Origin of the sequence: Pseudomonas sp. R9.37 (assembly GCF_963878885.1) — a bacterium.
Classification (GTDB): domain Bacteria; phylum Pseudomonadota; class Gammaproteobacteria; order Pseudomonadales; family Pseudomonadaceae; genus Aquipseudomonas.
Window position 1 is genome coordinate 288,975 of sequence record NZ_CAWNZA010000032.1, and the last position, 25,872, is coordinate 314,846.

A 25,872-nucleotide genomic window follows, 5' to 3' on the forward strand; every position below is an offset into this window, starting at 1 on the left:
GATGCGATCTGTGTAACACCGCAGATGCCAGGTGGGCAGTGCTTAGGTGGGCGCCGGGCTTGCCCGCGATAGCATCACCTCGGTACAGCTGATGGACCGAGGCGTCTGCATCGCAGGCAAGCCAGCGCCCACAAAAGCCAGCACACACAGGATTAATGCGGCTGGCGCAGGAGCGCTTACAAATCGCTAACACAGGTTTTTTCCTGACCGTTGCGTCAGCGCGTAGACTTCGCCGTCCTTTGCAATACTTTTACTGGACACTCGCACGTGAACACCGCCACTACCGCCCTCTCCCGCCCCGCCCGCGTCAGCCGCGAGGTGCGCAGCCTGCTGACCCTGGCCCTGCCGATCATGATCGGCCAACTCGCGACCACCGCCATGGGCTTCGTCGACGCGGTGATGGCCGGGCGCGTAAGCCCGCGAGACCTGGCAGCGGTGGCCTTGGGCAACTCGATCTGGATTCCGGTGTACCTGCTGATGACCGGCACCTTGCTGGCCACCACGCCCAAGGTCGCCCAGCGCTTCGGCGCCGGCCACTACACCGAGATCGGCCCGCTGGTGCGTCAATCGCTGTGGCTGGCCGTGGTGGTAGGGCTCACCGCGCTGCTGATGCTGGTCAGCGCCGAGCCGATCCTGCATGCGATGAATGTCGACCCCGAGCTGATCAAACCGTGCATGGCCTACTTGCACGGCATCGCCTCCGGCATGCCGGCCATCGCCCTGTATTACGTGCTGCGCTGCTTCAGCGATGGCCTGGGCCGCACGCGCCCGAGCATGGTCATGGGCCTGTGCGGGCTGGCGCTGAATATTCCGCTGAACTACGTTTTCATTTATGGCCACTTCGGCGTGCCGGCCATGGGTGGCGTAGGCTGTGGCTGGGCCACGGCGATCGTGATGTGGGTGATGATGCTCGGCCTGGCCGCCTGGACCCGCTGGGCACCGGCCTACCAAAGCAGCGAGTTGTTCAAGCGTTTCGACTGGCCGCAATGGGCGGTGATCAAGCGCGTGCTGGGCATCGGCCTGCCGATTGGCATCGCGGTGTTTGCCGAATCGAGCATTTTTGCGGTGATCGCGCTGCTGATCGGCAGCCTGGGTGCCAACATGGTAGCCGGCCATCAGATCGCGCTGAACTTCAGCTCGCTGGTGTTCATGATCCCTTACTCGCTGAGCATGGCCGTGACCGTGCGTGTCGGCCAGGCCCTGGGCCGTGGCGAGCCGCGTGAGGCGCGTTTCGCCGCTGGAGTCGGCATGGGCACGGCACTGACCTACGCGTGCCTGTCGTGCAGCCTGATGCTGCTGTTTCGCGAGCAAATTGCCACGATCTACACCCCGGATCCCTCGGTGATCCACGTGGCGTCGATGCTGATCGTGTTTGCGGCGCTGTTCCAGTTTTCGGACGCGATCCAGGTCACGGCCGCCGGCGCGCTGCGGGGCTATCAGGACACACGGGTGACCATGGTGCTGACCTTGTTCGCGTATTGGGGCGTGGGGTTGCCGGTGGGTTACGCGCTGGGGCTGACCGATTGGCTGGGCGCCGCCAGTGGGCCCAGTGGCTTGTGGCAGGGATTGATCGTGGGCTTGAGCTGCGCCGCCGCGATGCTGGTGATCCGCCTGGCACGCAGCGCGCGCCGGCGGATTCGCCTGGTTTAATCGGCCTTCTTGCGAATCCAGTACAGGTACGTACCGGCCTGTTCCTGCTGATCCACCAGTTCGTGGTCAAGGAATACGCAGAACTTGGGAATATCGCGGCGGGTGGACGGGTCGGTCGCAATCACCTTGAGCAAGCCGCCGGGCGGCAAGTCGCGGATGTGCTGGTGCAGCATCATCACCGGCTCCGGGCAGTTGAGGCCGGTGGCGTCGAGCACGGCGTCTACAGGCAGGTCGAGGGTTTGATTCATACATCACTCCTGAAACGGGCGCCGCTCAACAATGTGGGAGCGGGCTTGCTCGCGAAGACGCGGGCACATTCAACATAAATTCCGACTGTTATACCGCTTTCGCGAGCAAGCCCGCTCCCACATTTAAACTGAGCAAGACACACAATCAGCGGGATTTAGGTTTCTTTGCATCCACCAGCCGACGCAAGTGGCAGGTCACTTCCTCACGGTCGTGGTACAGCTGCTTGCAGCCGATCTCAACACGAATACCACGCGCCTTGAAGCCGTCTTCAATGCGTTCCAGCAAACGCTTCACCTCGGCGTAACGCTGCTTCATCGGCAACTTCAGGTTCACCACCGCCTCACGGCAATAGCCTTCGCCAATCCAGGTTTCCAGCAGGGCCGCGTTACGCGCCGGCTTCTCGACGATATCGCACACCATCCAGTCCACCGGCTGCTTGGGCACAAAGGTAAAGCCGTCGGCCATCAGGTGCTGAACCAGGCCCGTGTCCATCAGGCTTTCGGCCATTGGGCCGTTGTCGATGGCCGTAACCAACATGCCACGGTTGACCAATTGCCAGGTCCAGCCGCCAGGCGCTGCGCCGAGGTCGACACCGGTCATGTCGCTGTGCAGGCGCTCATCCCACTGGTCGCGGGGGATGAAGTGGTGCCAGGCCTCTTCCAGCTTCAGGGTCGAGCGACTGGGCGCCTCACGCGGGAACTTGAGGCGCGGGATGCCCATCGGCCACATCGCCGAGTTGTTCGACTCGGCCAGGCCCATGAACACTTCGCGGCCGCTCTTGAACGTCAGCAGCAGGCGCGGCTTGCTCGGGTCGTCGACCAGCTTGCCGGCATTCAGCAAGGCTTTGCGCAGGTGCACTTCGAATTTCTTGCAGAAGTTCGACAGTTCCTTGCCGTCGTTGGTGTCGACCATCTCCAGCCACAGGCTGCCGCACACCGGGAAGCCTTGCAGGTGCGCGAGGATCACGCTGATACGGTCGGTTTCCGGCAGGTCGATGAACACCCCGCGCGCCCACTGCCTTGGGAAGATCAGCTCGGCAAAGCGCTGGCCGTGCATCAGGCGCTGGGCGCCGTCCTCAATGGTGCAGACAAATTCGGCACACGCGCTGCCGGTCTTGGTCTTGGCATAGCCGGAAACGTTGAGGCGCGCGGCGTGTTCCGCGATCTCGGAACAGACTTCGCCTTCAAAACCCGGCCGGCAGTGCATAAAAAGGGTGTTCATCAACTCTCCTGGTGAATCAACCGGCATTGCGCTATCGCACTACCTGTCATGAAAACGCGCGCATGATAGCCGAGTTCGGAACCTTGGACTTAACGATAGAGTCCAGTTATTAGCCTGCTAATGAAAACAGGGCTAAGTTGATAGCTCTGTTCGTCCCGTCAGGTCCGTAGCCGTGCGGACCATAAGGAGTCATGTAATGTCATCCCTTGATAGCCTGAGAACCCTTAAAACCCTGCAAATCGACGACAAGACCTACCACTACTTCAGCTTGCCCGAAGCCGCCAAGAGCCTGGGTGACCTGAACAAGCTGCCGATGTCCCTCAAGGTGCTGCTGGAAAACCTGCTGCGCTGGGAAGATGACAAAACCGTCACCGGCACCGACCTCAAGGCCATCGCCGCCTGGCTCAAAGAGCGCCAGTCCGACCGCGAAATCCAATACCGCCCGGCCCGCGTGCTGATGCAAGACTTTACCGGCGTGCCCGCCGTGGTCGACCTGGCCGCCATGCGCGCCGCCGTGGCCAAGGCCGGTGGCGACCCGCAGCGCATCAACCCGCTCTCCCCCGTGGACCTGGTCATCGACCACTCGGTGATGGTCGACAAATTCGGCAGCACCAGCGCGTTCGAGCAAAACGTCGACATCGAAATGCAGCGCAACGGTGAACGCTACGCCTTCCTGCGTTGGGGCCAAAGCGCCTTTGACAACTTCAGCGTGGTGCCACCGGGCACCGGCATCTGCCACCAGGTCAACCTTGAATACCTGGGCCGCACCGTGTGGACCAAGGACGAAGACGGCCGCACCTACGCCTTCCCGGACACGCTGGTAGGCACCGACTCGCACACCACCATGATCAACGGCCTCGGCGTACTCGGCTGGGGCGTGGGCGGCATCGAAGCAGAAGCGGCGATGCTCGGCCAGCCGGTGTCGATGCTGATTCCGGAAGTGATCGGCTTCAAGCTCACCGGCAAACTCAAGGAAGGCATCACCGCCACCGACCTGGTGCTGACCGTCACCCAGATGCTGCGTAAAAAAGGCGTGGTGGGTAAGTTCGTCGAGTTCTACGGCGACGGCCTGGCCGACCTGCCGCTGGCCGACCGCGCCACCATCGCCAACATGGCGCCGGAATACGGCGCCACCTGCGGTTTTTTCCCGGTGGATGAGGTGACGCTGGACTACCTGCGCCTGTCCGGTCGCCCTGCCGAAACGGTCAAACTGGTGGAGGCCTACACCAAGGCCCAGGGCCTGTGGCGCATCGCCGGCCAGGAGCCGGTATTCACCGACACCCTGGCGCTGGACATGGGCAGCGTCGAAGCCAGCCTCGCCGGGCCTAAACGCCCGCAGGACCGTGTGTCTCTGCCGAATGTAGGCCAGGCCTTCAGCGATTTCCTCGACCTGCAATTCAAACCGACCAGCAAAGAAGAAGGCCGCCTGGAAAGCGAAGGCGGCGGCGGGGTCGCCGTGGGCAACGCCGACTTGGTGGGCGAAACCGACTATGAGTACGACGGCCACACCTATCGCCTGAAAAACGGCGCCGTGGTGATTGCCGCGATTACCTCATGCACTAACACGTCCAACCCCAGCGTGATGATGGCCGCAGGCCTGGTGGCGAAAAAAGCCGTGGAAAAAGGCCTCACCAGCAAACCCTGGGTAAAAACCTCCCTGGCGCCTGGCTCCAAAGTGGTCACCGACTATTACAAGGCGGCGGGCCTCACCCAATACCTTGACCAACTCGGCTTCGACCTTGTGGGTTACGGCTGCACCACGTGCATCGGTAACTCCGGCCCATTGCCCGAGCCGATCGAAAAAGCCATCCAAAAAGCCGACCTCGCCGTCGCCTCGGTGCTCTCCGGCAACCGTAACTTCGAGGGCCGCGTACACCCCCTGGTGAAAACCAACTGGCTGGCCTCGCCGCCCCTGGTGGTCGCCTACGCGTTGGCCGGTACGGTGCGCATCGACATCAGCAGCGAGCCGCTGGGCGAAGGCAAAGACGGCAAGCCGGTGTACCTGAAAGACATCTGGCCAAGCAGCAAGGAAATCGCCGACGCCGTGGCTCAAGTCAGCACCGGCATGTTCCACAAGGAATATGCCGAGGTGTTTGCCGGCGATGAGCAGTGGCAAGCGATTGAAGTGCCGCAAGCGGCGACTTACGTATGGCAGAAAGACTCTACGTACATCCAGCACCCACCGTTCTTCGACGACATCGCCGGGCCACTGCCGGTCATTGAGGACGTCAAAGGCGCCAATGTACTGGCCTTGCTGGGCGATTCGGTGACCACCGACCACATCTCCCCTGCTGGCAACATCAAGGCCGACAGCCCCGCGGGGCGCTACCTGCGCGAGCAGGGCGTGGAGCCGCGTGACTTCAACTCCTACGGCTCACGCCGGGGCAACCATGAAGTGATGATGCGCGGCACGTTTGCCAATATCCGTATCCGCAACGAAATGCTCGGCGGCGAAGAAGGCGGCAACACGCTGTACATCCCCACCGGCGAGAAAATGCCGATCTACGATGCGGCCATGAAATACCAGGCGTCGGGCACACCGCTGGTGGTGATCGCCGGCCAGGAGTACGGCACCGGCTCAAGCCGCGACTGGGCAGCCAAGGGCACCAACCTGCTGGGGGTCAAGGCAGTGATCGCCGAGAGCTTCGAGCGCATTCACCGTTCCAACCTGGTGGGCATGGGCGTGCTGCCGTTGCAGTTCAAGCTGGATCAGAACCGCAAGGCGCTGAAACTCACCGGCAAGGAGAAGATCGACATTCTTGGGCTGACCCATGCCGAGATCGAGCCGCGGATGAACCTGACGTTGGTGATTACGCGCGAGGATGGCAGCAGCGAGAAGGTCGAAGTGCTGTGCCGGATCGACACCCTCAATGAAGTGGAATACTTCAAGGCGGGCGGGATTCTGCACTATGTGCTGCGCCAGTTGATCGCCTCTTAAGCAATACTGCAAAACCAATGTGGGAGGGGGCTTGCCCCCGATGGCGGTGGGTCAGGTATAGATACTCAACCTGACACACCGCTATCGGGGGCAAGCCCCCTCCCACCTTTCAACCTGTGTTTAACCTTTCAAATCAGCTGAACAGCCACTTCCACAACAGCACCAGCACGATAACCGCCAGCACCGGCCGCGCAATGCGGTAGGCCTTGGGATGCTTGCGCTTCCATTGCTTGACCACACCGCTGAACTTGTCGCTGAAGGTCTTGCTCCAGGCATACGCCTGGTTGATCCCGCCAACGCGTTCATCGTCCAAGTTCTGCGGCGCAGTGGCGCGACCCAGTTGCTTGCTGACCCAACGGTTGACGCGGGTCATGATGCGGTTGCTCAGCGGGCGTTCGATGTCGCAGAACAGGATCACGCGGGTCTGGTCGGTTTCGTTCTTCACCCAGTGCACGTAGGTTTCGTCGAACATCACGTCCTCACCGTCGCGCCAGGCATAGACCTGGCCGTCGACGAAGATGCGGCAATCGTCGGAGTTAGGCGTCGACAGCCCGAGGTGATAGCGCAGGGAACCGGCAAAAGGGTCGCGGTGCGGGTTGAGGTGACTGCCGCCCGGCAACAGCGCGAACATCGCGCCCTTGACGTTGGGGATGCTGCTGACCAGGGCCACGGTTTTCGGGCACAGCGCCTCGGCCGATGGCAGCGGTTTGTCGTACCACTTGAGGTAGAAACGCTTCCAGCCCTTCTTGAAGAACGAACCGAAACCGGCGTCGTTGTTCTTTTCGGCGGCGCGGATGTAACCCTCGTCGAACAGGTGCATGGCCTCTTCGCGGATCACTTCCCAATTGTCCTTGAGCACATCCAGCTCCGGGAACTTGCTGCGGTCCAGGTACGGTTTGGACGGCACCGCCGAGAACAGGTACATCAGGGCGTTATAGGGTGCAAACAGCGCCGAATGGTTGACGAACTGACGCAACATCGGCAAACGCGCCTTGCCACGCAGGTGCACATACAGCGTGCTGCCGATAAACAACAGCAACACCGACAGTTTGGCGGCCAAAGAAAAGGTCATGCAGCAACTCCTGGAAATAAGCGCCTGGCCAACAGCCTCCCGTCGACGGGAAACCAGACGTAGCAGCCGGCCATGATAAACACTTGGGCCATTATGCAGAAGGCCCAGGCCGACCGGCTGACATAAATCAACACCCTGGGGCCCTTGTGGCCTGCGGGCCGGTAGTGACCTGCAAGCGTGTAATGGCCCGCGGGCTTGTAGTGACCTGCAAGCTGGCCGTGGCGAGCGGGCTTGCCCCGCGTTGGAGCGCGCAGCGCTCCCACTTCAGACGTCGCGGTGTAATTGATAGACCGCGTTGTCAGGTTTTAGGGGCTGCTTCGCAGCCCAACGCGGGGCAAGCCCGCTCGCCACGGTAAGCCCGCTCGCCACAGTAAGCCCGCTCGCCACGACCAGCCCACAGGCCACATCAAGCCGCTCGCCACAACAGCCCTACTTGCTACACAGTACCGATCAGGCCTGGGTTTCCTGGTCGGTGAACAAATCGCTGAACAGCATGCTCGACAGGTAGCGCTCACCGGAGTCCGGCAGGATCACCACGATGGTCTTGCCCTGCATTTCCGGTTTCTCGGCCAGACGCACGGCCACGGCCATTGCGGCACCACAGGAAATACCGCACAGAATCCCCTCTTCCTGCATCAGGCGCAGGGCCATGGCCTTGGATTCCTCGTCGGTCACCAGCTCCACGCGGTCAACCATCGACAGATCGAGGTTTTTCGGCACAAACCCGGCGCCGATGCCCTGGATCTTGTGCGGGCTCGGCTTGATCTCTTCACCGGCCAACGCCTGGGTGATGACCGGCGAGACAATCGGCTCTACCGCCACCGACAGAATCGGCTTGCCCGCCGTGTTCTTGATATAACGCGACACGCCGGTAATGGTGCCGCCAGTGCCTACGCCCGCGACCAGCACGTCCACGGCACCATCGGTGTCGTTCCAGATTTCCGGGCCGGTGGTTTTTTCGTGGATCGCGGGGTTGGCCGGGTTTTCGAACTGCGCCGGCATGAAGTAGCTGGCCGGGTCGCTGGCGACGATCTCGCCAGCCTTGTCGATCGCGCCTTTCATGCCTTTGGCCGGCTCGGTCAACACCAGCTCGGCGCCAAGCGCCTTGAGCACTTTACGCCGCTCGATGCTCATCGACGCCGGCATGGTCAGCAGCAGCTTATAGCCACGGGCGGCGGCGACAAACGCCAGGCCGATGCCGGTGTTGCCGGAAGTCGGTTCTACAATGGTCATGCCCGGCTTGAGTTTGCCGGTGCTTTCGGCGTCCCAGATCATGTTTGCGCCGATGCGGCACTTCACCGAATAACCTGGGTTACGCCCCTCGATCTTGGCCAGGATGGTCACGCCACGCGGTGCGATGCGGTTGATCTGCACCAGGGGCGTGTTACCGATGGAGTGCGCGTTGTCTGCAAAGATACGGCTCATGACGGGTCCTTAAGGCAATTTCAACAAGGCCACAAGGGTATGCCTCAGGCTGGTAGGCGTCCAGTCAGAGGAACGTTGGGCCGGTACGCGCGGTCCATCGCCTATAACGTTGGAGAACCTGCACATGAAACGTCGCTACAGTGGGCTGCTATGGATCGTCGCCGTACTGGTGGTAGTACTGATTGCCCTGGACCTCGCCCTGCCCTACCTGGTGCGCAACTACCTGAACGACAAGCTCGCCGACATGGGCGACTACCGTGGCCAGGTCACGGATGTGGACGTGGCGCTGTGGCGCGGGGCCTATAAAATCAACGGCCTGCAGATCGTCAAAGTCGACGGTAAAGTGCCGGTTCCGTTCGTCAAAGCGCCGGTGATCGACGTGTCGGTGAGCTGGCATTCATTGTGGTACGACCATGCGGTGGTGGCCGAGGTGCAGTTCTTCCAGCCGGAGCTGAACTTCGTCGACGGTGGCAACCAGCAGGCATCGCAGACCGGTAAAGGCACCGACTGGCGTGAACAGTTGGGCAAATTGTTGCCGATCACCCTCAACGAAGTCCGCATTCAGGACGGCAAGATTGCCTTTCACAACTTCAATTCCAAGCCTGCGGTGAATATCTACGCCACCCAGGTCAACGCCAGCTTCTACAACCTGACTAACGTGGTGGACATCAAAGGCAAGCGGGACGCCACCTTTGAAGGCAAGGCCCAATTGCTCGGCCAGGCGCCCCTGGAAGCCACCGCGGCTTTCGACCCGTTGAGCAACTTCGAAGACTTCGAATTCCGCTTTCGCGCCAAGGATATTCAACTCAAACGCCTGAATGACTTCGCGTCGGCGTACGGCAAGTTCGACTTCAAGGCCGGCACCGGTGATGTGGTGGTCGAAGCACAGGCCGAAAAAGGCCAACTGAGCGGTTATATCAAGCCGCTGCTGCGCGACGTAGAGGTGTTCGACTGGAAACAGGATGTCGAAAACAAGGACAAGAATATCTTCCGCTCAATCTGGGAAGCCGTGGTCGGCGCCAGCGAGACCGTATTAAAAAACCAGAACAAAAACCAGTTTGCCACCCGCGTGGAACTCAGCGGCAGCGTGCACCAGCAAAATATCAGTGCGTTCTCGGCATTTTTGGCGATTTTGCGTAATGGTTTCATCCAGGCATTCAATGCGCGGTATGAACAACCCAAGCCCAGCGCGGACTGAGCCGCACGCCGACCGGGAGATGGCCTAGCGATTAGCGTGCCGACAGGTGAATGACAACAACGAGTAAGGACACTGAGCATGCGCATTACAGGCTGGATACTGACAATTATTGGCTACCTTTTGGCCTATTCAGGCTTCGTGAAAATAGTGGGGTTCGCCATGCACGGCGGCCCCATCGCCGGCATGATGATCCTCGCCTGCACGGTCACCCTGGTGCTGGCCGCGCTGGCCCTTTGGGGCGGCAGCAAGCTCAGGGACAAAGCGGACGCGCGGGCGTACGCATTGGAGAAAGCCACCAAGGGTCGCGCGTGACCGGCCATTCAGAGACTGAATAACCCGTCTGCGTTCACAGTCGCCGGGGCTGCACGGTATAGTCCGGGCATTGATGAATTCGAGGAATGACCGATGAAGTTCGAAGGCACCCAGGCCTATGTGGCTACCGATGACCTGAAACTGGCCGTCAACGCCGCCATCACCCTGGAACGGCCGCTGCTGGTCAAGGGCGAGCCCGGCACCGGCAAGACCATGCTTGCCGAGCAATTGGCCGAATCCTTCGGCGCCAAGCTGATCACCTGGCACATCAAATCCACCACCAAGGCACATCAGGGCCTCTACGAGTACGACGCGGTCAGCCGCCTGCGCGACTCGCAACTGGGCGTGGACAAGGTCCACGATGTGCGCAACTACCTGAAGAAGGGCAAGCTCTGGGAAGCCTTCGAGTCCGAGGAGCGCGTGATTCTGCTGATCGATGAAATCGACAAGGCCGACATCGAGTTCCCCAACGACTTGCTGCAAGAACTCGACAAGATGGAGTTCTACGTCTACGAAATCGACGAGACCATCAAGGCCAAGAAACGCCCGATCATCATCATTACCTCCAACAACGAGAAAGAGCTGCCGGACGCGTTTCTACGCCGCTGCTTCTTCCATTACATCGCCTTCCCTGACCGCACCACCCTGCAAAAGATCGTCGATGTGCACTACCCCGACATCAAGAAAGACCTGGTCAGCGAAGCGCTGGACGTGTTCTTCGACGTGCGCAAAGTGCCAGGCCTGAAGAAAAAGCCCTCCACCTCCGAACTGGTCGACTGGCTCAAGCTGCTGATGGCCGACAACATCGGCGAAGCCGTGCTGCGCGAACGCGACCCCACCAAAGCCATTCCGCCGTTGGCCGGCGCCCTGGTGAAAAACGAGCAAGACGTGCAGTTGCTGGAACGTCTGGCCTTCATGAGCCGTCGCGGTAATCGATAATGTTGCTCAACCTGTTCAATGAGATGCGTGCCGCCAAGGTGCCGGTGTCGGTGCGCGAGCTGCTCGACCTGATCAACGCGCTGAAACAGCGTGTGGTCTTCGCCGACATGGACGAGTTTTACTACTTGGCCCGTGCGATTCTGGTCAAGGACGAGCGGCATTTCGACAAGTTCGACCGCGCGTTCGGTGCCTATTTCAACGGCCTGGAAAAGCTCGACGACCACCTGCAGGCGCTGATCCCCGAAGAGTGGCTGCGCAAGGAGTTCGAACGCTCGTTGAGCGATGAAGAGCGTGCGCAGATCCAGTCCCTCGGTGGCCTGGACAAGCTCATCGAAGAATTCAAGAAACGCCTGGAAGAACAGAAAGAGCGCCATGCCGGCGGCAACAAGTGGATCGGCACCGGCGGCACCAGCCCATTCGGCTCCGGCGGCTACAACCCGGAAGGCATCCGTGTGGGTGACGCCGGCAAGCGCCAGGGCAAGGCGGTAAAAGTCTGGGACCAGCGCGAGTACAAGAACCTCGACGATCAGGTGGAGCTGGGCACGCGCAACATCAAGATTGCCCTGCGCCGCCTGCGCAAGTTCGCGCGCCAGGGTGCGGCCGAAGAGCTCGACATCGACGGCACCATCGACCACACCGCCCGCGATGCCGGGCTGCTGAATATCCAGATGCGTCCGGAGCGGCGCAACACCATCAAACTGCTATTACTGTTCGACATCGGTGGCTCAATGGACGCCCACGTGAAGATCTGCGAAGAGCTGTTCTCCGCGTGCAAGACCGAGTTCAAGCACCTGGAGTACTTCTACTTCCATAACTTCGTGTACGAGTCGGTGTGGAAGAACAACCAGCGCCGCACCTCCGAACGCACCTCCACCCAGGACTTGCTGCATAAATACGGCGCCGATTACAAAGTGATCTTTATCGGCGATGCGTCGATGGCACCGTATGAAATCACTCAGGCCGGCGGCAGCGTCGAGCACTGGAATGAGGAGCCTGGGTACGTGTGGATGCAGCGCTTCATGGCCAAGTACAAGAAGCTGATCTGGATTAACCCGTACCCGAAAGACACGTGGGGGTATACGGCGTCGACGGGAATTGTGCGCGAGCTGGTGGAAGATCAGATGTATCCGCTGACGCTGCGGGGCCTGGAAGAAGGGATGCGCTTTCTCTCCAAGTAACTCACATGCACATAAATCCAATGTGGGAGGGGGCTTGCCCCCGATAGCAGCGCCTCAGTCAATGCATTTGGCACTCAAAGACCGCCATCGGGGGCAAGCCCCCTCCTATATTTTTAGCCTTCGCTGAAGCGCTGCAAAAAGTCCACATGCTGGCGGTGCGCCGTCTCCTGCACCACCGGCGCCAAGCGCACCTTCTCCCCCGCCAAACACTGGGCCAGCCGCGCCAGCGCCAAGGGCGTCAACGCGCCTAAACGCGGGTAGCCGCCAATGGTCTGCCGATCATTGAGCAACACAATCGGCTGCCCATCCGGCGGCACCTGGATCGCTCCCAGCGGAATCCCTTCGGAGATCAACGACGGCCCCTGATACTGCAACGGGGTGCCCAGCAGGCGCATGCCCATGCGGTCGGCGCGGCTGTCCAGTGCCCAATCGGTGTTAAAGGCATCGAACAAACTCTGGCCGCTGAATTGGCCGATTTGTGCGCCGACAATCACCTCCAATGGCGCCTTGGCGGGCAAGTCCGGCGCGCTTAACACCTTCATCGCGCCGCCCACCCCGGAGTAAGCCAGCCGTGCGCCTTCGGCCAGCGGCGTGCCGAAACCATCCACACCGCCCAACGCTTCACGCACCACCGTGGCGCAACTGCCCAGCACCTGCGGCGCATCAAAGCCGCCCGGCGCTGCGAGGTAGGCCCGCGCGCCATTGAACGGCTGGGTAAAGCGCAAACGCTGACCCTTTTGCAGGATAAAACTGCGTCCCGGGCTGAGCGCACGCTCATCGATGTACGCGCCCAGGTCCGCGCCGGCCAATGCCAGCAAGCAATACTCCTCGGCCTGCACGGTGAACCCGCCCAAGGTGATTTCGACCACTGGCGCATCCAGCGCATTGCCCAGCAGCCAGTTGGCCCAGGACATCGACACCCAGTCCAGCGCGCCGCCCTGGGTCACGCCCAGGTGCCGAACGCCAAAGCGGCCGGCATCCTGCAACAGGCACAGCGGCGTGCTGGCCTCGATCAACAAGCGGCTCATGCCTGCGCCTCCAACGGCGTGTCATCGCCACCCAGGTTGATGAATTCGGCGTGACCGACCGCCTCGAAACGCACCGTATCGCCGGGCTGCATCAGGCTGTAACCGTCGCGTTCACGGTCGAACAGCTTGGCCGGGGTGCGGCCGATCAGGTTCCAGCCACCGGGCGAAACCACCGGGTACGCGGCGGTTTGCCGCTCGGCAATGCCGACGCTGCCGGCCGCCACGCGCTTTCGCGGGGTATTGAGGCGCGGCGTCGCCAGGATTTCGTCCACCAACCCCATAAAGGCAAAACCGGGGGCGAACCCGAGGGCGAACACCTGGTATTCATGGGCGCTGTGGCGGCGGATCACGTCCTCAACCGACAGACCGCTGCGCTGGCTGAGCAAGCTCAGTTCCGGGCCGACACTCAGGTCGTACCACACCGGCAACACGTGACACTGGCCACTGCCCTGGGCCTGGGGTTGCAAGTCGGTCAGCGCCTGGCCGATCAACGCGCGCGCCTGGGCCGGGGTTAAGGCGGTGAGGTCGTAATGCACCATCAACGTGGTGTAGGACGGCACCAGGTCCACCAACGCCGCGCCAAACTCCTCGCGCAGGCGTTGAGTGGCGGCGAGCATCCACGGCATGTTGGCTTCGGCAATGGCATCAAACAGACGCACCATCAGGCAGTCGATCGCCACCACTTCAATGCGTGGCTTCATGCTGGCTTCAGCGCCTCGCGGATACGTTTCACGGCGGCCACCGAACTGGCGTTGTCGCCATGCACACACAAGGTGTTGGCCTGCAACACCAAGGCGCTGCCATCGCTGGCGGTCAGGGCATCGCCACGGGAAATCATCAACGCCTGCTGCACGATGGTTTCGGCATCATGGTGCACGGCGCCCGGCAACTGGCGCGAGACCAGATGCCCCTTGGGGTCGTAGGCGCGGTCGGCAAAGGCCTCGAACCACAAAGTCAACCCGTACTCATCGCCCAAGGCCTGGGCGGCGCTGTTGTCACGGGTGGCCAGCAGCATGAGCGGCAGGTCGCCATAAGCGGCCACCGCCTGGATCACAGCGCGCAATTGCGCAGGGTTGGCCATCATGTCGTTGTACATCGCGCCATGGGGTTTGACGTAGCTGACCCGCCCGCCTTGCGCACGGCAGATGCCGTCGAGGGCGCCGATCTGGTAGTGCAGCAGGTCCTGGATTTCCTGCGGTGTGTAGGCCATGGAGCGGCGACCGAAGCCTTGCAGGTCCTGGTACGCCGGGTGCGCCCCCACTTGCACGCCGTGCTTGAAGGCCAGGCTGACGGTCTTGCGCATGATGCTCGGGTCACCGGCATGAAAGCCGCAGGCCACGTTGGCGCAATCGATGAACGGCATGACCTCGGCGTCCAGACCCATGGTCCAGTTGCCAAAGCTTTCGCCGATGTCGCAATTCAATAGCAGACGGCTCACGGTGGGTGCTCCTCCAGGCGTTGTTTTTCAGGCGTTGTATTTTTTGTAGTGTGGGATTTTTCGTACAGAACTGGCAACTTGTCCTCACACCCCAACGACGCTTATCGTGGAATAGCTCGATTTTTGGCGTTTGCCCGGTGCGGCGTCCAACTAATAAAAACCGATCCATGCATAAGAAAAGTTGATCCCATGAATTTGAAGTTCCTCGAAACCTTCGTCTGGGTGGCCAAGCTCAAGAGCTTTCGCCTGACCGCCGAGAAGTTGTTCACCACCCAGGCCTCGATCTCCAGCCGCATTGCCGTGCTCGAGAGCGAGTTGGGTGTGAAGCTGTTTCTACGCGACTCACGCGGCGTGAGCCTGACCCCGGAAGGCTTGAAGGTGCTCGATTACGCCGAGCAGATGATGGTGACCATGCAGGGTTTGAAGCAGTCACTGGAGACCACCAGCAGCAAGGTCGGGCGGATTCGCATCGGCGCGATGGACACGGTGATTCACACCTGGCTCAGCCCCTTGGTGGCCGAATTGATGGACCACTTCCCGTTGGTGGAAATCGAGTTGGTCGCCGATACCGCATTGAACCTCAGCGATCAGCTGCAAAAAGGCTTCCTCGACCTGATCCTGCAAACCGACCTGCTGCGCCTGGAAACCGTGCGCAGCCTGGAACTGGCCAGCCACCCGATGGCCTGGATCGTCGCCAGCCACTCGCTCTACAACCGCGACTACGCCTCCCTCGCCGAACTGGCCCAGGAGCGCATCATCACCTACTCGAAAAACTCCCACCCGCACCAGGACGTGCTGAGCCTGATGCAGGCCAACGGCGTCGCCGCGCCGCGCATGAACTGTGTGAATTCGGTGTCGGCGATTACCCGCCTGCTGCGCGATGGCTTCGGCATCGGCGCCCTGCCGCCGGTGCTGGTCAGCGAGGAACTGGCGCGCGGGGAGTTGGTGATGCTGCCGATGGCGCAGAAGCTGCCGAATCTGCAGGTGGTGGTGTCGTGGCGTGTGGGCGTGGAATTGGTGGAGGAGATTGTCGGGCTGTGCCAGAAGGTGGTGGCCCGCTATGCCGAAGAGGTCGGCGAAGCGCACATGGTGCTAAGCCACTGAAAAAAACGGGGCCACATGTGGGAGCGGGCTTGCTCGCGAATGCGCAGTGTCAGCCAACCTATTAGGCGGCCGATCCACCGCATTCGCGGGCAAGCCCACTCCCACATTTAGATTTTCAGCGGTTTTAGAGGCCCTTCAGGTCACGCTCTTCAATCGGCCGGCTCTGACGCAGGCGCTTGCCGCCCAACACCACCCAGTCGATCAAGCGGAACAGGCATTCAATGCCGAACGACAACAGCATAGCCCCGCCCAGGCCCCAGCCCATCGCCTCCGGCGTCAGCAGGATCTGATAGCTGTAGCCGTTCCAGGTTTCCAGGCGAATCGCCGGGTCCGCGGCCACCGCCACCTGCAGGGCGCGGATGTACCACGGGCCTTGCATGGCCTGGAATTGCTTGTCCAACGCCACCTGGCGATCCAGCAAGGTGCCCAGGCTGTTGGCGTCGCTCTGGAACACCGGATCATCACTGGCGCGGTAATGCGCCACCAACGCCTGCAAATCACCGTTGAAGAACTGCCGTGCAGTGGTTTCAAACCCGCTGAGGCCGGTCTGGGCCTCGATCAGGTGGGCCTCGACGCGCTTGGCGTAGTCGTTGATGAAACCCGGCACCTGCACGCCGACCAACAAGCCAATGGCAAACAGCACCAACCGCAAATAACTGAGCAGCATGGTCGATATCCTTACTCGGTAATGCCCTGGCTGACGCATTCACCGCGTCGCCACAGGCTCCATTGGCCCGGTTCGTAGCGGGTCCAGTTTTCATTGTCGGTCAACGGCTCGGTGGCGATCACGGTGACCACGTCATTGGGCGTGGTTTCGGCTTGAAAATCGACGATCACGTCGACATCTTTCAAGCGCGCCGGGCCGAACGGTGCGCGCCGGGTAATCTGCGCCAGCTTGGTCGAGCAGTAGCAAAACAGCCAGTCACCGTCGCTGAGCAAGCAGTTGAACACGCCTTTGCTGCGGTATTCGGCGCAGGCGGCAATCAGGTCCGGCAGCACTTGTTCGATCTCTACCGGCTCGGGGAAGGCTTCGCGCACACGGTTGAGCAAGTCGCAGAACGCTGCTTCGCTGTCGGTATCGCCCACCGGCCGGTAGAACGTGGCGCGCGGGTTGAAGTCCGCCAGCTGGCCATTATGGGCAAAACACCAGTTGCGGCCCCACAGCTCGCGCACGAACGGGTGGGTATTGGCCAGGCTCACCTTGCCCACGTTGGCCTGGCGGATATGGCCAATCACCACTTCACTTTTGATCGGATAACGCTGCACCAGCAGCGCGACTTCCGACTCGCTGCTGGCGGCCGGGTCCTGAAACAGGCGCAGGCCACGGCCTTCGTAGAACGCGATGCCCCAACCGTCGCGGTGGGGGCCGGTACGCCCGCCCCGCTGCATCAGCCCGGTAAAGCTGAACACGATGTCGGTGGGGACGTTGGCACTCATGCCCAATAATTCACACATGCCAGGGCTCTCGCTGCAGGGCGGACGACGTCAAAGGCGCGGTTCGACGCGCATTCCGCTGGCAGGCGCCGGGCGACGGAACGGCTCGTCGTCTTCGTCAACCGTCTCGGCAGCCAGGGCGGCGTCGACAGCGGCCTTGCGCTCACGCCGGGCGTTGGCGGCGCGCTCGATGGGCCAGCGGATCAGCGCAAACACGATATACACGCCAAACGCGATCATCGTGTACATGAACAGATCGGAAATGGCCCGCCAGGCGTTATTGCCGACGTGCAGCACCAGGTCCAGGGCCGTGATCGCTACCGCCGGCGCGAACTGGGTCTTGACCGGATCGACGATGGTCGGGCTGAACAGCAGCACCGCCATCAGCAACTGCAGCGGCTCGCGCAGCCAGCGCCAGATCCAGCGGGTCATGCGCCACCACACCAACAGGCAGCCCAAAGCGGCGAAGGCGTAAAGGCCCCAAGCGGTCAGATAGTCGTTCTCGGTCATGGTGTCCATGGCAAGGTAGGCAAACAGGCGGCTATGATAACGGCTTTTGCGTGTCTCGGCTGCAATGCCTGCCACCATCCGCCAGACAGAGAGTGATCCATGCCTTCATCGACCCACATCACTGCCGCCCCGATTGCCCGCAAGGCCGAAGGGCAGGACCCGTACGCCTGGCTGCAAGAGCGTGACACGGCTGAAGTCCTCGATTACCTCAAAGCCGAAAACGCCTGGCAGGAAGCGCAACTCGCCGATCAGCAGGCACTGCGCGAAACCCTGTTCGACGAGATCAAGGGCCGCATTCTCGAAACCGACCTGTCCCTGCCCTCGCCGTGGGGTCCGTACCTGTACTACACGCGCACCACCGCCGGTGACGAATACGCCCGCCATTACCGCTGCCGCCGCCCGGCAGATGACAGCAACACAGTGGACGACAGCAGCGAAGAACTGCTGCTCGACCCCAACGTACTCGCCAACGGCGGCTTTTTCTCGCTGGGCGCATTCAGCATCAGCCCCGACCACCAGCGCCTGGCCTACAGCCTGGACACCAGCGGTGAAGAGATCTACACCCTGTACGTGAAGGAACTGGCTAACGGCAAAGTCAGCGAACTGGAGTTTCAGGACTGCGACGGCAGCATGACCTGGGCCAATGACAGCCTGACCCTGTTCTTCGGCGAACTGGACGACACCCATCGCCCACACAAACTGTATCGCTACCGCCTGGATGGCACGGCAGCGCAGGAAGTGTTCCACGAGCCTGACGGACGTTTCTTCCTGCACTGCTACCGCTCCAGTTCCGAGCGCCAGTTGCTGCTGGCGCTCGGCAGCAAGACCACCAGTGAAATCTGGGCGCTGGACGCCAACCAGCCGCACCTCGACTTCACTTGCCTGGCGCCACGGGTCGAAGACCACGAATACGATGTCGACCACGGCCAGCGCAATGGCGAGTGGACCTGGTTTATCCGCAGCAACCGCGATGGCATCAACTACGCGCTGTTCGTCGCCGCCGACACCGGCAGCGTGCCCACCGAAGATCAATGGCAAAACCTGATCCCGCACAGCGACGAAGTGATGCTCGACGGCGTGAGCCTCAATGCCAGCGCGATGACCTTGAGCCTGCGCATCGGCGGCCTGCCAGTGATTGAAGTGCACCCTGAGGACGTGCCGGCCTATCGCGTCGAATTGCCCGACGCCGCTTATAGCCTTTATGTACAAAACAGCCTGGAATTCCCGAGCGACAAGATCCGTCTGCGCTATGAAGCGCTGAACCGTCCGGCCCAGGTGCGCCAGCTGGAATTGGCGACCGGCGCGCAAGCCGTGCTCAAGGAAACGCCGGTACTCGGCATGTTCAACGCCGACGACTACGTCAGCCAACGCCTGTGGGCCACGTCTGCCGATGGCACCCAGGTGCCGATCAGCCTGGTGGTCAAACGCGACCAGCTGGGCAAACCGGTGCCGCTGTACCTCTACGGCTACGGCGCCTACGGCCACAGCCTCGACCCCTGGTTCTCGCACGCACGCCTGAGCCTGCTCGACCGTGGCGTGGCGTTTGCCATTGCGCACGTACGCGGCGGCGGCGAATTGGGTGAAGCCTGGTACCGCAACGGCAAGCAGGCACACAAACAGAACACCTTCAGCGACTTTATCGCCTGCGCCGAGCACCTGATCGCCGAGGGCCTGACCACTTCCAAACAACTGGCCATCAGCGGCGGCAGTGCCGGCGGCCTGTTGATCGGCGCGGTACTCAATCAACGCCCGGAGCTGTTCCAGTCGGCGATTGCCGAAGTGCCGTTCGTGGATGTGCTCAACACCATGCTCGACCCGGAGCTGCCGCTGACCATCACCGAATACGACGAGTGGGGCAACCCGGAAGAGCCAGAGGTGTACGAACGCATCAAGGCCTACGCGCCGTACGAGAACGTCAGCGCCCAGGCGTACCCGGCCCTGCTGGTGATCGCCGGCTACAACGACAGCCGCGTGCAGTACTGGGAAGCGGCCAAGTGGGTGGCCAAGCTGCGCGACACCAAGACGGACGACAACCTGCTGTTGCTCAAGACTGAACTGGGCGCCGGCCATGGTGGCATGAGCGGGCGTTATCAGGGATTACGTGATGTAGCGCTCGAATATGTATTTTTGTTCAAGGCGCTGGGGTTGATTTAAGGAACTTAGGGCGGCGGTCCTGTCTGAACACACAGACCGCCTACTTGATTGATGGACCAAGATTGCAGCTATGGCTCAACCAACTTTATTGAACAATGAAATCCGCGACATGCTCATGGACTGCGGCCTGTTCGACCCTTTGCTGCCGGAAGATTTTCACGTCGCCGCCGGCTACTTCAACATCAGCAGCATTGCCCAGGGCGAAGTGATCTTCGTCGAGGGCGATGCCGGCACGTTCATGTGCATCATCCACAGCGGCCAGGTGGCCGTGCAGAAAACCAACCATGCAGGCCAGCGCCTGACGATCGCCACCCTGCGCAGTGGGCGGGCGTTTGGCGAAATGGCGGTACTCGATGGCGAGCGGCGCTCTGCCAGTTGCCTGGCGGCAAGTGACTGCGTGCTGCTGAACCTAGGCAAGGACTCGCTGGAAAAAATGCTCAACGAAGCGCCCAGGGTCGCGGCCAAGATCATCCGCGCGATTGCGATCGCCTTGTCCAAACGCCTGCGCATGGCCGACGGGCAATTGCTCTCGCAACCGTTTTAACCGCCGGGCGTCTTCGGCTTGCTGTCATTTTGCAGCAGGCCAGGCACGCTCTGGTCCTTGGGCGGCGTTGGCAACACAATCGGCACCAGCGCGGGTGAACCGTTGGCGGTGGCTTTGGGCGCCACAGGCGGGGTGACTTGCGGGTACAACGTCGGTGTCGGTGTACCCGGCGCACCGGGCGTTGGCGCGGGTGCGACCGGAACGGTTTGCACCTCCTGAGCCTGGGCCGCACCCAATGTGAGCGCGCCAAGCACAATGACCGTTAGAATGCTGCACTTCATCGATGGCTCCATGGCCTGACCGGAATGACGTAAGGCTACTCCCAACCGCGCAAGAATGCCCTTCCCAATGAGATTTCAATGAAACGTTTCGTTCTGCTCGACACCACTCCAATCCCCGATAACGGCGGTGCCTTGTGCCTGTTCGAATACGGCGAGGATTTTGTCATCAAGATCCAGGGCGGTGACGGCGGCCAACTGATGAACACGCGCATGCACGGCTCCGAAGACGCACTGGCGGAAATTCCCTGCCGCAAAGTCGCCGGGCGCCCGGGTTCGCGGGTGTTGATCGGCGGGCTGGGCATGGGCTTTACCCTGGCCTCAGCGCTCAAACATCTGGGCAAGACGGCCGAAGTGGTGGTCGCCGAATTGGTGCCCGGCGTCGTGGAATGGAACCGTGGGCCCCTGGGTGAAAAGTCCGGCCGCCCGCTGCTCGACCCACGCACCGTGATCCGCATGGAAGACGTGGCCAAGGTGCTGCAAGCCGAGCCTCAAGGCTTTGACGCGATCATGCTGGATGTCGACAACGGCCCCGAAGGCCTTACGCAAAAGGCCAACAGCTGGCTCTACTCGGCCGGTGGCCTGGCGGCCTGCGCCAAAGCCCTGCGCCCCAAGGGCGTACTGGCCGTGTGGTCGGCCAGTGCCGATAAGTTGTTCAGCGACAAACTGCGCAAGGCCGGGTTCAAGGCCGAGGAAGTGCAGGTGTTCGCCCACGGCAACAAGGGCACCCGGCACACCATCTGGATCGCCGAAAAGCTCAAGGGCTGAGCAACATCCCCAAAACACCACACATCTTTTGTCCTGAGTCAGCTTCGGGATTTGCGGTAATCGATCACATACGGCACTTTTTTCTCGACGGTCTTCTTCAGCTCAGCCTGATCCAACTGGGCCATGCCGCCCAACTGGTGGGCGGTGAAACCGCTGTCCCCCACCTGTGAACCGGGCGCCAGGCTGACCATGCGCTGGGCGACGGCTTCAATCGCGTCCTTGTAACCGCCTTTCTTGTTCAGGTTGAAAGCACCCAGGTCGATCTGCGTGCGCAGCCAATTGCCCCAGTAAAACTCCAGGAATTCCGGCGCGACGGCGCCATCGTCCGGCTTGCCGTAGGCGGCCTTGCGGGTGAAATACACCAGGCTGCGAAAGGTGTCGTCCTGCAGGTTCTTGAAGCCCAGGTGCGCCGGCAATTGCTGCGGTGACAGCGGCTGGCCGTGATCGCCTTTGAGCCAGACCTTGCGCGCTGCTTCCATACGCTGCCAGAAGGTGGCCATGTCCGGGCTGTTGCTGAAATCATCGGTCACCTTGACCCACATGTGCAGCTGCGGGCCGCCGCCGGGGACTTCCCACAAGGTAGTGAAGCTGTGGTGACCGTCGGTCAGGTACAACTGGCCACCAGGGCCGACCACGACGGTTTTCATGTCATCGGGATGCGTGCCCACCGGGTCTTTGCACCTGAAGCTGGCGGGTTGGTGCAGGTCGGCCTTTTTGGGCACTTTGTCGGCCGCGCCCTGGCCGTTGGTTTCGCAGTATTCGTCGAAGACCTTGGCCGGCGTGTCGGCAAACAGGCCCAGGCTGTAGTAAATCTGGTCAAAGCCCACGACGGCCTGGGTCGGGTGCAATTGTTCAAGGGCCACCTCGATGATCTGGCCAGGCTTGGGCGTGGAGAATGCCTGGGCTTGGGCCGCCAGGACGCTGAGTAGCAGTGCTGCGGTCCATGTGTATAAACGCATTGGTTTCAGATCCTTGAGAATGAAGTGAGCCGATACTACAAACGATTGCCGCCGGCAGGCTGTACCGCAGCTGAAAAAGCCAGCAGTCATTTACCCCGCAAGCGGCTAGAATCAACCTTATCCGTGAACCCCCAAATAGCCAGGAGCCATGATGAGCTCGACCAACCCGCCCTCCCACACCGCCAAGCTGGACCGCATCCTCGCCGATGCCCAGCGCGACCGGGAAATGGGCTATCGCGACAAAGCCTTGAAGATGTACCCGCACGTGTGTGGCCGCTGCGCGCGTGAATTTGCCGGCAAGCGCTTGAGCGAACTGACCGTGCACCATCGCAACCACAACCATGATGACAACCCCCAGGACGGTTCCAACTGGGAGTTGCTGTGCCTGTATTGCCACGACAACGAACACTCACGCTACACCGACCAGCAGTACTTCGGCGAAGGCTCCACCAGCAGCCCGACGATTGCCAAGGCCACGCACAACCCGTTTGCGGCGTTGGCTGGGTTGATGAAGAAAGACGACTGAAATCGTCGCTGCCTGTCATGGCCTCTTCGCGGGCAAGCCCGCTCCCACATTTGGAACGCATTCCCCTGTGGGAGCCGGGCTTGCCCGCGATAGCGATCGCCCAAGCAACCCAACAGCCCAAGCCGTATAATCGCCGTTTTTCTCCAAGGCACCCTTCCCCGTGGGCAATAAACGCTACAGCTGCATCGGTCTGTATAACCCCAAATCCCCCGAAAACGTCGGTTCGGTGATGCGTGCCGCCGGCTGCTACGGCGTGGCCTCGGTGTTCTACACCGGCGTGCGTTACGAGCGCGCCCGGGATTTCATCACCGACACCAAGAAGGTCCATCACGACATTCCGCTGATCGGCATCGACGACCTGAAAAAAATCCTGCCGCTGGGTTGCATCCCGGTCGCCGTGGAGCTGGTCGAAGGCGCCCGCCCGCTGCCCGAATACACCCACCCTGATCGCGCGTTGTACATCTTCGGCCCCGAAGACGGCTCGCTGGACAAAGAGATTCGCGACTGGTGTGAAGACGTGGTGTACATCCCGACCACCGGCTGCATGAACCTCGCCGCCACGGTCAACGTGGTGCTCTACGATCGCCTGGCCAAGGGCAACAACACCCGCTCGGGCCCCAAGTACTGATTTTTTGGGAACATCCGGCGCCTGCAGGCAGTCAGCTACATATCACTTGCCTTGTTGGAGACAGATCATGAGCGACAGCAAAATCCTGCGACCTATCATCGAACACACGCCGTTTGAAACCCAACCGCCTCAAAATGTGCACGGCTGGGAGCGCATTGGCTCGGTGGCCGGTGGCGTGATGATGGTTGGCAAAGGCCTGCGCCGTGGCGGGATCTTCGGGCTCATCCAGGTGGCCATTGGTGGCGTGGCGCTGGTGCGCGGCGTCACCGGGCGCAGCTCGCTCAAAGACAAGCTGGAACAGGGCCGCCAGGAAATAAACAGCGTGCGTACCAAAATCGAGCGCGCGGGCGAAGAGCTGAAAAACCTGAAGACCAAGGCCGAAGTCGCCGCTGAAAAAGCCACCAAAACCACTGGCTGATGCGCCTCTCCACCTATTGGAGAGCTAAATGTGGGAGCGGGCTTGCCCGCGAAGGCGGTGTATCAGTCGACAGGTGTGCTGACTGATCCACCGTAATCGCGGGCAAGCCCGCTCCCGCATTTTTGCTTTGTGTATGCCCTAAGCTCAGCGCAATAATTTGCTATCCAGCACCACCGACGACTCGCCGATCACACTGTCGGCCAACTGCACAAACTCCGCCGTCGTTATGCTGTTCGCGCGCATCACCGCCTGCGCAAGGTCGTCCAGCGAGCGCTTGTTGTGGGTTTTCACGCGAATCTCGCGGTCCAGCTCCTGCAACACCACCACCGCCCTCGCGACGGTCGCGCCGTTGACGTGGTCGCCACGCAATGTGGTCACGTCCTTGCCCTCTTTGCTCAAGCGCGCCTGAATCGCGGCATACCGCTCATCGGTGATGCCGCCCGCGCGGCGCAGCAGCTCGATGGCGTAGTACTCGCCAAGCCCTTCGCTGATCCAGTCACTGGTGTCGTGATCATTGAAGCGCCCGATCGCCTGCACCACCTCACGGATCAACGCGCTGCTGCCGTTCTCGCTGACCAGCGGCGTGCGGCTGTTGAGGTAGATCGAGTCACGCGACGCAAACACGCCACGGCGCATCGGGTCGCTGGCGCCCACCACCAGCAGCTTGGCCGGGTGGCGCGGGAACGCGGCCTCCACTTGAGGCCAGACGAAGGTCAGCAGCGTAAGCACGTCCATGCGGCGCATGGCCTGGCCTTTGGGCGAGGCCACGGTGACCTCGGTTTCGCCCAGGCGCACGCGGCGGCTGCCGAGGGTGCCGGCGAGCATCCAGCCGGTAGGGCGGTCGAACAGGCGGGAAACGTTGTCGATGCGGAATTTGTGCTTGCCGATGCGCGGCCAGGCGGTTTCGACGCTTTTCCAGCCTGCCGGCAACTCGAACACCAGGCGCGAGACCAACTCGACGCCGTCCTGCTGGTCGAGCCGCGCAGCCGGCACCAGGTCTTCGCCTCGGAACAACGCCCAACTGGGCGTCATCCGCGCTTCATACACGCCAGGTTTGCGCGCGTGGGTCAGGCGTACCCGGTAGCTCAGGCTGGCCTTGTCGGCGCTGGGTTGCCACAAGCCATGGGTGCCGGTGACCTTCCACTGGCCATCGGCCTTGAAGTCGCTGTAATCACCGTCGCGGCCCAGGTCGAAATTCAGGCTGCGCACCGCCGAGCCTTGGGACAGGCTCACACGCACCTCGGCTTGATCACTCTGGGGCAGCAGTTTGACGTGGTAGTCGAGGTCGACTTTCTTCGCGCACCACGCGGGCAGGCTCAGCGCCAGCAACACACAAGAGGCCGCCAGCTTGGTTGCCACCGTCATACACACTCCTTTTTCAGCCTGCGCGGAAGATCAGGTAATCCTCCCAGTCGTCTTCGGGCACGCTGCCTTCGGCGAGCATGCGACCGGACTGGGAAATGCGTTCGTGGTGCACGGCATCGCGGTCGCCGCAGACCAGGTGGTGCCACAGCGGCAGGTCCTTGCGCTCGCTGACCAGGCGGTAGCCGCAGGTTGGCGGCAGCCACTTGAACTGGTCGGCCTGGCCCGGCGTGAGCTGGATGCAGTCGGGCACCGAGGCGCGGCGGTTGGGGTAATCGGTGCACTGGCAGGTGTTCAGGTCGAGCAGTTTGCAGGCAATGCGCGTGTAATAAACGCTGTTGTCCTCCTCGTCCTCAAGCTTTTGCAGGCAGCACAGGCCACAGCCGTCGCACAACGACTCCCACTCCTCCTGGTCGAGGTGTTCAAGGGTTTTTCGTATCCAGAAAGGTTCGACTTTAGCGGCCATGGCTCTACATCAATATCGGTCGGTGAAAAGGCCGCCAGTCTAGTGCCCAAGGCCCCCGGGGCCAAGCGCTTAC

The 25,872-nt window shown here is 61.6% G+C and carries 27 protein-coding genes; 13 read left to right on the top strand and 14 right to left on the bottom strand.

What is annotated here, in order from left to right; genetic code table 11:
• Window positions 1–267: 267 nt before the first annotated feature.
• Entirely contained in the window at window positions 268–1,650 is a 1,383-nt protein-coding gene (locus AACU78_RS17105; RefSeq protein ID WP_106576945.1) for an MATE family efflux transporter, read from the top strand.
• On the opposite strand, the gene tusA is transcribed toward AACU78_RS17105, so the two are convergent.
• Both tusA and rlmM read right to left on the bottom strand, forming a co-directional pair.
• Complete coding sequence (gene tusA / locus AACU78_RS17110) at window positions 1,647–1,898, bottom strand: sulfurtransferase TusA (protein ID WP_106576946.1); 252 nt, start codon at window positions 1,896–1,898, stop codon at window positions 1,647–1,649. The genes AACU78_RS17105 and tusA overlap by 4 nt on opposite strands.
• Window positions 1,899–2,043: 145 nt before the next feature.
• A complete protein-coding gene (rlmM, locus tag AACU78_RS17115; protein WP_106576947.1) occupies window positions 2,044–3,120 on the bottom strand; it encodes a 23S rRNA (cytidine(2498)-2'-O)-methyltransferase RlmM in 1,077 nt (358 codons plus the stop codon).
• A gap of 196 nt (window positions 3,121–3,316) precedes the next feature.
• Between rlmM and acnA the strand changes: the two genes are divergently transcribed.
• Window positions 3,317–6,058, top strand: a complete 2,742-nt coding sequence (gene acnA / locus AACU78_RS17120; protein ID WP_106576948.1) for an aconitate hydratase AcnA — start codon at window positions 3,317–3,319, stop codon at window positions 6,056–6,058.
• 133 nt (window positions 6,059–6,191) lie between these two features.
• Here acnA and AACU78_RS17125 read toward each other — a convergent pair whose 3' ends face one another.
• Window positions 6,192–7,130, bottom strand: coding sequence for an aspartyl/asparaginyl beta-hydroxylase domain-containing protein (locus tag AACU78_RS17125; protein WP_106576949.1), 939 nt, complete (start codon window positions 7,128–7,130; stop codon window positions 6,192–6,194).
• 450 nt (window positions 7,131–7,580) lie between these two features.
• On the bottom strand, window positions 7,581–8,555 hold the full coding sequence (cysK, locus tag AACU78_RS17130) for a cysteine synthase A (protein WP_106576950.1): 975 nt from the start codon (window positions 8,553–8,555) through the stop codon (window positions 7,581–7,583).
• Between the two features lie 124 nt (window positions 8,556–8,679).
• Here cysK and AACU78_RS17135 point away from each other — a divergent pair, with 124 nt between their 5' ends.
• From AACU78_RS17135 to AACU78_RS17150, 4 genes are all read left to right on the top strand, one after another.
• Window positions 8,680–9,753: a DUF748 domain-containing protein gene (locus tag AACU78_RS17135; RefSeq protein WP_106576951.1), complete on the top strand. Its 1,074-nt coding sequence runs from the start codon at window positions 8,680–8,682 to the stop codon at window positions 9,751–9,753.
• Window positions 9,754–9,831: 78 nt separating this feature from the next.
• Window positions 9,832–10,065: a hypothetical protein gene (locus AACU78_RS17140; protein ID WP_106576952.1), complete on the top strand. Its 234-nt coding sequence runs from the start codon at window positions 9,832–9,834 to the stop codon at window positions 10,063–10,065.
• A gap of 93 nt (window positions 10,066–10,158) precedes the next feature.
• Window positions 10,159–11,004 (top strand): AAA family ATPase, encoded by an 846-nt coding sequence (locus tag AACU78_RS17145; RefSeq protein ID WP_003210690.1) that lies wholly within the window; start codon window positions 10,159–10,161, stop codon window positions 11,002–11,004.
• Entirely contained in the window at window positions 11,004–12,182 is a 1,179-nt protein-coding gene (locus AACU78_RS17150) for a vWA domain-containing protein (RefSeq protein WP_017137401.1), read from the top strand. The genes AACU78_RS17145 and AACU78_RS17150 overlap by 1 nt, the downstream gene beginning before the upstream one ends.
• Before the next feature lie 113 nt (window positions 12,183–12,295).
• Here AACU78_RS17150 and AACU78_RS17155 read toward each other — a convergent pair whose 3' ends face one another.
• Genes AACU78_RS17155 through AACU78_RS17165 form a run of 3 tightly spaced genes read right to left on the bottom strand, consistent with a single transcriptional unit; the run spans window position 12,296 to window position 14,648 of the window.
• Complete coding sequence (locus tag AACU78_RS17155) at window positions 12,296–13,210, bottom strand: 5-oxoprolinase subunit C family protein (RefSeq protein WP_106576953.1); 915 nt, start codon at window positions 13,208–13,210, stop codon at window positions 12,296–12,298.
• Window positions 13,207–13,911 (bottom strand): 5-oxoprolinase subunit PxpB, encoded by a 705-nt coding sequence (gene pxpB, locus AACU78_RS17160; protein ID WP_106576954.1) that lies wholly within the window; start codon window positions 13,909–13,911, stop codon window positions 13,207–13,209. Before pxpB ends, AACU78_RS17155 begins: the two co-directional genes overlap by 4 nt.
• Complete coding sequence (locus AACU78_RS17165) at window positions 13,908–14,648, bottom strand: 5-oxoprolinase subunit PxpA (protein ID WP_106576955.1); 741 nt, start codon at window positions 14,646–14,648, stop codon at window positions 13,908–13,910. The genes pxpB and AACU78_RS17165 overlap by 4 nt, the downstream gene beginning before the upstream one ends.
• Before the next feature lie 189 nt (window positions 14,649–14,837).
• Here AACU78_RS17165 and AACU78_RS17170 point away from each other — a divergent pair, with 189 nt between their 5' ends.
• Window positions 14,838–15,752 carry a LysR family transcriptional regulator gene (locus AACU78_RS17170; RefSeq protein ID WP_106576956.1) on the top strand — a complete coding sequence of 305 codons (915 nt, stop codon included), beginning with the start codon at window positions 14,838–14,840 and terminating at the stop codon, window positions 15,750–15,752.
• A gap of 124 nt (window positions 15,753–15,876) precedes the next feature.
• On the opposite strand, the gene AACU78_RS17175 is transcribed toward AACU78_RS17170, so the two are convergent.
• Genes AACU78_RS17175 through AACU78_RS17185 form a run of 3 tightly spaced genes read right to left on the bottom strand, consistent with a single transcriptional unit; the run spans window position 15,877 to window position 17,774 of the window.
• A complete protein-coding gene (locus AACU78_RS17175) occupies window positions 15,877–16,419 on the bottom strand; it encodes a DUF2937 family protein (protein WP_106576957.1) in 543 nt (180 codons plus the stop codon).
• Window positions 16,420–16,430: 11 nt separating this feature from the next.
• On the bottom strand, window positions 16,431–17,207 hold the full coding sequence (locus AACU78_RS17180; RefSeq protein ID WP_106576958.1) for a class II glutamine amidotransferase: 777 nt from the start codon (window positions 17,205–17,207) through the stop codon (window positions 16,431–16,433).
• Between the two features lie 30 nt (window positions 17,208–17,237).
• Window positions 17,238–17,774: an MFS transporter gene (locus AACU78_RS17185; RefSeq protein WP_106576959.1), complete on the bottom strand. Its 537-nt coding sequence runs from the start codon at window positions 17,772–17,774 to the stop codon at window positions 17,238–17,240.
• Window positions 17,775–17,795: 21 nt separating this feature from the next.
• Between AACU78_RS17185 and AACU78_RS17190 the strand changes: the two genes are divergently transcribed.
• Window positions 17,796–19,850 carry a S9 family peptidase gene (locus AACU78_RS17190; RefSeq protein ID WP_106576960.1) on the top strand — a complete coding sequence of 685 codons (2,055 nt, stop codon included), beginning with the start codon at window positions 17,796–17,798 and terminating at the stop codon, window positions 19,848–19,850.
• 70 nt (window positions 19,851–19,920) lie between these two features.
• Window positions 19,921–20,394 (top strand): cyclic nucleotide-binding domain-containing protein, encoded by a 474-nt coding sequence (locus tag AACU78_RS17195; protein WP_106576961.1) that lies wholly within the window; start codon window positions 19,921–19,923, stop codon window positions 20,392–20,394.
• On the opposite strand, the gene AACU78_RS17200 is transcribed toward AACU78_RS17195, so the two are convergent.
• Window positions 20,391–20,675: a hypothetical protein gene (locus AACU78_RS17200; RefSeq protein ID WP_106576962.1), complete on the bottom strand. Its 285-nt coding sequence runs from the start codon at window positions 20,673–20,675 to the stop codon at window positions 20,391–20,393. The genes AACU78_RS17195 and AACU78_RS17200 overlap by 4 nt on opposite strands.
• A 78-nt stretch (window positions 20,676–20,753) precedes the next feature.
• Between AACU78_RS17200 and AACU78_RS17205 the strand changes: the two genes are divergently transcribed.
• A complete protein-coding gene (locus tag AACU78_RS17205; protein WP_058411058.1) occupies window positions 20,754–21,440 on the top strand; it encodes a spermidine synthase in 687 nt (228 codons plus the stop codon).
• 38 nt (window positions 21,441–21,478) lie between these two features.
• On the opposite strand, the gene AACU78_RS17210 is transcribed toward AACU78_RS17205, so the two are convergent.
• Entirely contained in the window at window positions 21,479–22,399 is a 921-nt protein-coding gene (locus AACU78_RS17210; RefSeq protein WP_106576963.1) for a ParB/Srx family N-terminal domain-containing protein, read from the bottom strand.
• Window positions 22,400–22,550: 151 nt separating this feature from the next.
• On the opposite strand from AACU78_RS17210, the gene AACU78_RS17215 reads away from it, so the two are divergent.
• The 3 genes from AACU78_RS17215 (at window position 22,551) to AACU78_RS17225 (ending at window position 23,971) form a co-directional block, all read left to right on the top strand.
• Window positions 22,551–22,925 (top strand): YajD family HNH nuclease, encoded by a 375-nt coding sequence (locus tag AACU78_RS17215; protein WP_003210675.1) that lies wholly within the window; start codon window positions 22,551–22,553, stop codon window positions 22,923–22,925.
• A 160-nt stretch (window positions 22,926–23,085) separates the two neighbouring features.
• Window positions 23,086–23,553: an RNA methyltransferase gene (locus AACU78_RS17220; protein ID WP_003189607.1), complete on the top strand. Its 468-nt coding sequence runs from the start codon at window positions 23,086–23,088 to the stop codon at window positions 23,551–23,553.
• A gap of 67 nt (window positions 23,554–23,620) precedes the next feature.
• Window positions 23,621–23,971, top strand: coding sequence for a YgaP family membrane protein (locus AACU78_RS17225; RefSeq protein WP_106576964.1), 351 nt, complete (start codon window positions 23,621–23,623; stop codon window positions 23,969–23,971).
• Between the two features lie 144 nt (window positions 23,972–24,115).
• On the opposite strand, the gene AACU78_RS17230 is transcribed toward AACU78_RS17225, so the two are convergent.
• Both AACU78_RS17230 and AACU78_RS17235 read right to left on the bottom strand, forming a co-directional pair.
• The gene (locus AACU78_RS17230) at window positions 24,116–25,336 is read right to left on the bottom strand and encodes a hypothetical protein (RefSeq protein ID WP_106576965.1); all 1,221 of its coding nucleotides are present in this window, start codon (window positions 25,334–25,336) and stop codon (window positions 24,116–24,118) included.
• A gap of 13 nt (window positions 25,337–25,349) precedes the next feature.
• Window positions 25,350–25,799, bottom strand: a complete 450-nt coding sequence (locus tag AACU78_RS17235) for a YcgN family cysteine cluster protein (RefSeq protein WP_106576966.1) — start codon at window positions 25,797–25,799, stop codon at window positions 25,350–25,352.
• Window positions 25,800–25,872: the final 73 nt, after the last annotated feature.